4 protein-coding genes and 1 pseudogene are annotated in these 5,090 nt (G+C 65.0%); 4 read left to right on the forward strand and 1 reads right to left on the reverse strand.

Annotation, left to right across the window (positions count from 1 at the left end; translation table 11 throughout):
• Positions 1 to 320: MFS transporter (locus tag AC1D00_RS25970; protein WP_477012612.1), on the reverse strand; the 320-nt coding region annotated here is incomplete at its 3' end.
• A gap of 137 nt (positions 321 to 457) precedes the next feature.
• Here AC1D00_RS25970 and AC1D00_RS25975 point away from each other — a divergent pair.
• The 4 genes and pseudogenes from AC1D00_RS25975 to AC1D00_RS25990 all read left to right on the forward strand — a co-directional run.
• Positions 458 to 1,828, forward strand: coding sequence for a hydrolase (locus tag AC1D00_RS25975; RefSeq protein ID WP_477012613.1), 1,371 nt, complete (start codon positions 458 to 460; stop codon positions 1,826 to 1,828).
• Positions 1,829 to 1,862: 34 nt separating this feature from the next.
• Positions 1,863 to 3,230, forward strand: a complete 1,368-nt coding sequence (locus tag AC1D00_RS25980; protein ID WP_477012614.1) for a cytochrome P450 — start codon at positions 1,863 to 1,865, stop codon at positions 3,228 to 3,230.
• Positions 3,231 to 3,280: 50 nt separating this feature from the next.
• Positions 3,281 to 4,690 (forward strand): adenylate/guanylate cyclase domain-containing protein, encoded by a 1,410-nt coding sequence (locus AC1D00_RS25985; RefSeq protein ID WP_135178576.1) that lies wholly within the window; start codon positions 3,281 to 3,283, stop codon positions 4,688 to 4,690.
• 292 nt (positions 4,691 to 4,982) lie between these two features.
• A pseudogene (locus tag AC1D00_RS25990) lies at positions 4,983 to 5,090 on the forward strand (tellurite resistance TerB family protein); the annotation flags it as partial.

Genomic DNA, 5,090 nt, shown 5'->3' on the forward strand with positions numbered 1-5,090 from the left:
AGGATCGTGAGCGCAGTCGCGCCGGTCAGCGCGATCATGAGCGAGACCAGGGTGACGATGCGGCGGTCATACATGTCGGCGATGGCGCCGGCCGGCATCGAAATCAGCATGATCGGCAGCATCAGCGCGGTCTGCACCAGCGCCACCTTGTCGGCCGAGGCCGCCATCTGCGTCATCGCCCAGGCGGCGCCCACGCCCTGGATCAGCAGGCCGAGATTGGAGAGCAGGCTGGCGAGCCAGATGCGGCGGAAAACGGTGTACCGCAGCGGCGCGGCGATGCCGTCGGCCGCGATTTTCTGACGGTTCGGCTGCTCGGTCATATCCCCTTCCAAAAGGGCTGGCAGAAGTGGTCCTGGTGATTCCGGCAAATTCAGTGATGCCCGCGAAAGTCCTTCGCTGTCCAGTGTTTAGGACGCTATAAGCGGTGCAAAGAGGCGGTTTTGCCGGGGAGGAACAGATGAAGCTGTCGCGACGGACGATCTTGCAGGGTGCCGGCACGTTGTCTTTTGCGCTTGCGAGCATCCGGATGGACGCTTTCGCTCAAACTGCGCCCGCGGCGCAGGGCGCCGAAGTGCCGCCGATCCTGTTCGTCCACGGCAATGGCGATTACGGCGCGCTCTGGATGACCACGATGTGGCGGATGGAATCCAATGGCGTTGCGCGCGATCGCATGCTGGCGATCAACTTCACCGATCCCCTGGCGCGGAACGACGACAAGGTCGAACAGGCCAATCGCTCCTCGACCGAGGACCAGCGCCGCGAGCTCACTGCCGCCATCGCCGAGCTGAAGCGCCGCACCGGCGCACCTCGCGTGGCGCTGGTCGGCAGCTCGCGCGGAGGCTATGCGATCCGCAATGTCATCAGGAACGGCGGTGCGGCCGACGTCAGCCACGCCGTCCTGTGCGGCACGCCCAATCACGGCGTGTTCGCGACCGACGACCAGCCCAACAGCGAGTTCAACGGCCGCGGCGCGTTCCTGCGCGGGCTGAACGGGGGCGAGAGCGAGGTGACGCCGGGCACGGCTTTCCTCACCTTGCGCAGCGATGGCATGGACAAATACGCGCAAGCCGACGGCCGCTTCATCGGCAAGCCCGGCACGCCGACCGGTGTCACCACCGAGGGGCCGGAGCTGCAGGGGGCTACCAACCTCGTGCTCGGAGCGCTCGATCATCGCGAGGTGGCGTTTCACCCGCGCGCCTTCCGCGAGATCTACAAGTTCATCGCCGGCCGCGAGCCCGCGCGCATCGCGATTGTGCCGGAACCGAGCGTCAGGCTGAGTGGCCTCGTCACGGGAACGCCGGGCGGCGTGCCGACCAATCGCCCAGTGGCGGGCGCAACCGTCGATATCTTCCGCGTCGATCCTGATACCGGTGAGCGCAAGGGCAATGCGGTGCACAGCTCGAAGACCGGCGCCGATGGCCGCTGGGGGCCGGCGCAGGTCGAATCCTCCTGGTCGCTCGAATTCGCCCTCGCGTCGCCGGATGCGCCGACCACGCACTTCTATCGCTCGCCCTTTCCGCGCTCGTCCGACGTCGTCCACCTGCGCGCCGCGCGTCCGCTCGGGCCGGCGGACAAGGACGCCGGCGCTGTCGTGATCATGTCACGTCCGCGCGGCTATTTCGGCTTGCCGCGGGATGTCGTTCTGCTCGACGGCAAGGAGCCGGCCGACGTCAAGCCGGGCGTACCCACGGATTCGGCAGCAACATTGCGGCTTCCGGCCAGCGAGATCGGGCGTAACATCGTGGCCCAGTTCGGCGAAGAACGGATTGTGGCACGCCTCTGGCCTGCCTCCGAGAACAGGATTGCGGTCGCCGAGCTGACTTACTAGCTATTTGCCTGCGTCACATCTGCGGGAGAGAGCCATGAATATCGCCGGCGTGCGTCGGCCCATCGTCCCTCCGACGCCGCCGCGTGCGCCGGACGACATGTCGTTCTTCGGCCGGGTCGCGGTGATCAGGCAGAACATGATCGCAACCTGGGGGCAGCGCGCCTATGAGGAGGACGTTCTCGAGGGCCGCTTCTTCCTCCATAAGAGCTTCATCCTGAACCGTCCGGACGCGATCCGGCATGTCCTGCTCAGCAATTACGAGAACTACACGCGCACGCCGGCCGGCATCCGCATGCTGCGTCCCGTGCTCGGCGAAGGCCTTCTGATTGCGGAAGGTCATGCCTGGACGTTTCAGCGCCGCACGCTCGCGCCGGCCTTCACGCCGCGCGCCACCGCAAATCTCGTTCCGCACATGACGGCGGTGCTCGACGAGACCATCGCGAAGCTGGATGCGCGCAACGGCGAGACCGTTGATCTGCGCGAGGCCATGCAGCGCATGACGCTCGAGATCGCCGGGCGCACGATGTTCTCGTTCGGCATGGACCGGCATGGCCCCACCTTGCGCAACTTCGTCATGGAATATGGCGAGCGGCTGGGACGGCCCTATTTCCTCGACATGCTGCTGCCGGTGTCCTGGCCGAGCCCGATGGATTTTGCCCGCGCCCGATTCCGCAAGCGCTGGACCGAATTCGTCGCGATGCTGATCGCCGAGCGGCGCGCCGCCGGGAAAAAGGACGGCGCGCCGCCGCGCGACCTGTTCGACCTCATGGACGAGGCGCGCGATCCTGAAACGGGCAAGGGCTTTTCCGACGCGCAGCTCATCGACGAAGTCGCGACCATGATTCTCGCCGGTCACGAAACCACGGCGACCGCGCTGTTCTGGGCGCTCTATCTGCTCGCGCTCGATCCTGATACGCAGGAGGAGGTGGCGTCCGAGACTCGCGGCGAACATCTCGACAGCATGGCCGACATCGATCGCCAGAAATTCACCCGCGCGGTGATCGAGGAAACCATGCGGCTCTATCCGCCCGCCTTCCTCATCGCGCGTGCCGCGCGCGAGAAGGACAGTGTGGCCGGAATGGAGATCGGCAGGGGCGACATCATCATGATCGCGCCCTGGCTGCTGCACCGGCACGAAAAGCTGTGGGATCAGCCGGACGCGTTCGTTCCAAAGCGCTTCATGTCGACTGAAGCACCCGACCGTTTCGCTTATTTGCCGTTTGGCGCGGGTCCGCGCGTGTGCGTCGGCGCGCCGTTTGCGCAAGCCGAATCCGTGCTGGCGCTGGCCCGGCTGATCGGTGCGTTCCGCGTCGAGCTGGTCGATACGGCTCCCGTGATCCCGCATGGCGTCGTCACGACCCAGCCGGACCGTTCACCCATGTTCCGCATCACGCGTCGGTGACAGGCAATCGCCTGGCCAATGGCGTGATCGACCCTAGATAGAGTTACGCCATGAGCGACATCCAGGCCCAGTTTTCCGTTCTGAAGCAGACCGCCGATCCGAAGGCGGTCGATGAAATTGCGCGCCTCATCGAGGACGGCGAGGATCATGAGCTCAACCGCGTCAATGTCCTCGATTTCGCCAGGCAGCATGGTGTCGACGAAGAGCGCGCGATCTCCGCCTTCCTGCACGCGGCGCGGCTCGGGCTGTTCGATCTCGGCTGGAACGTGCTGTGTCCGGGCTGCGGTGGCGTGCTCGGTGCTCACGCGACGCTGAAGGCGCTCAAGCCGGACGATTACCACTGTGCACTCTGTGCCTGCGGCTACAAGGCCTCCGTGGACGACCAGGTCGAGGTTTCCTTCACCGTGAATCCACGCGTCCGGCGCATCGCGGCGCACGACCCTGATACGCTTCCGGTGTGGGAGTACTTCAAGCAGGTGTTCTGGAGCTCCGGCGTCGACTTCAACAAGGAATCGTTTGCGACGCTGGCCAACGAGGTGACGCTGGATACGATGGAGCTGCCGGCCGGCGAGAAGGCGACCATGTCGCTGCAGCTGCCGAACGACTTCATCATCATCTTCGAGCCGGTGACGCACTCCGCTCATTTCATCGACGTGCAGGGCGAGCCGACCAAGGATCGCCAGCAGTTCGCGATCATGTACAACAGGGTGCAGGCGCCAACGGGCACCACGACCATGCGGCCGGGCCCGCTGCGGCTGTCGCTGGAGAACCAGGCCGGCGTGCGTGTGCTGCCGTCGGTCTTCATCGCGGCCGAGGCGCTTCATCACCTCATCGGCAAGCGCAAGCCGTTCCTCACCGCCAAGCGGATGCTGTCGAACCAGACGTTCCGCGATGTGTTCAAGGCGGACAATCTCAGTGTCGACCAGCGGCTCCAGATCACGTCCCTGACATTCCTGTTCACGGATCTGAAGGGATCGACCGCGCTCTACGAGCGAGTCGGTGATCTCGCCGCCTTCGATCTCGTGCGCGCGCATTTCCATGCGCTGCTCGAGATCATCTCCTCCGAGAAGGGCGCAGTGGTGAAGACCATCGGCGATGCCGTGATGGCGACCTTCATCCGTCCCGAGCACGCGATCGTCGCGGGCCTGCGGATGCGCGCGGCGATGGACGAGCTCAACAAGCAGCGCGGCACCGCCGATCTCATCGTCAAGATCGGCATCCATGAGGGGCCGTGCCTCGCGGTGATGCTCAACGAGCGTCAGGATTATTTCGGCCAGACCGTCAACATCGCCGCGCGCGTGCAGAGCCTGTCGACCGCACAGGAGATCCACATCACGGGGCCAGTGCTGGATGCGCCGGCCGTGGCGGAAGTGCTGGAGCAGCGCGCGATCAAGCCGATCCAGAAGCAGGCCGCATTGCGCGGCATCGCCGACAAGATGGTGGTGTACGAGATACCGTGAGTTGGTGTCGTCCCGGCGAAGGCCGGGACCCATACCGCGTGATTTCTGAAGTGGGCAGGCTGGTCGTCGCCAAAGTCTTCGCCAAACCACAGCCTGTGGTTATGGGTCCCGGCCTTCGCCGGGACGACATCTGAGGACTTGGCTTGCTCTACGCCAAAATCACAGCCCTCTAGATTGCCGAAACGTAATGCCGCGCCCGGAGCTGACACACGTTGCGCCGGTTGAGTTTCCCGCTCATATAAGGCTGGTAGACGCCGCGCCCCCGCGGCGTCATCGATTTCGGTAGGACTTCATGCTCGACGGCTTGCGCCAATTCATCGCCGACATTGTGGCTCCCCAAGCCCAGGACCGCGCATTCGGCGACAGCGATTATCGGCTGGCGGCGACCGCGTTGCTGGTC

This window comes from Bradyrhizobium sp. P2_E8 (assembly GCF_056403875.1).

Coding starts and splice junctions, on each gene's coding strand:
- AC1D00_RS25975 (WP_477012613.1), top strand. CDS start 458: ATGAAGCTGTCGCGACGGACGATCTTGCAGGGTGCCGGCACGTTGTCT.
- AC1D00_RS25980 (WP_477012614.1), top strand. CDS start 1,863: ATGAATATCGCCGGCGTGCGTCGGCCCATCGTCCCTCCGACGCCGCCG.
- AC1D00_RS25985 (WP_135178576.1), top strand. CDS start 3,281: ATGAGCGACATCCAGGCCCAGTTTTCCGTTCTGAAGCAGACCGCCGAT.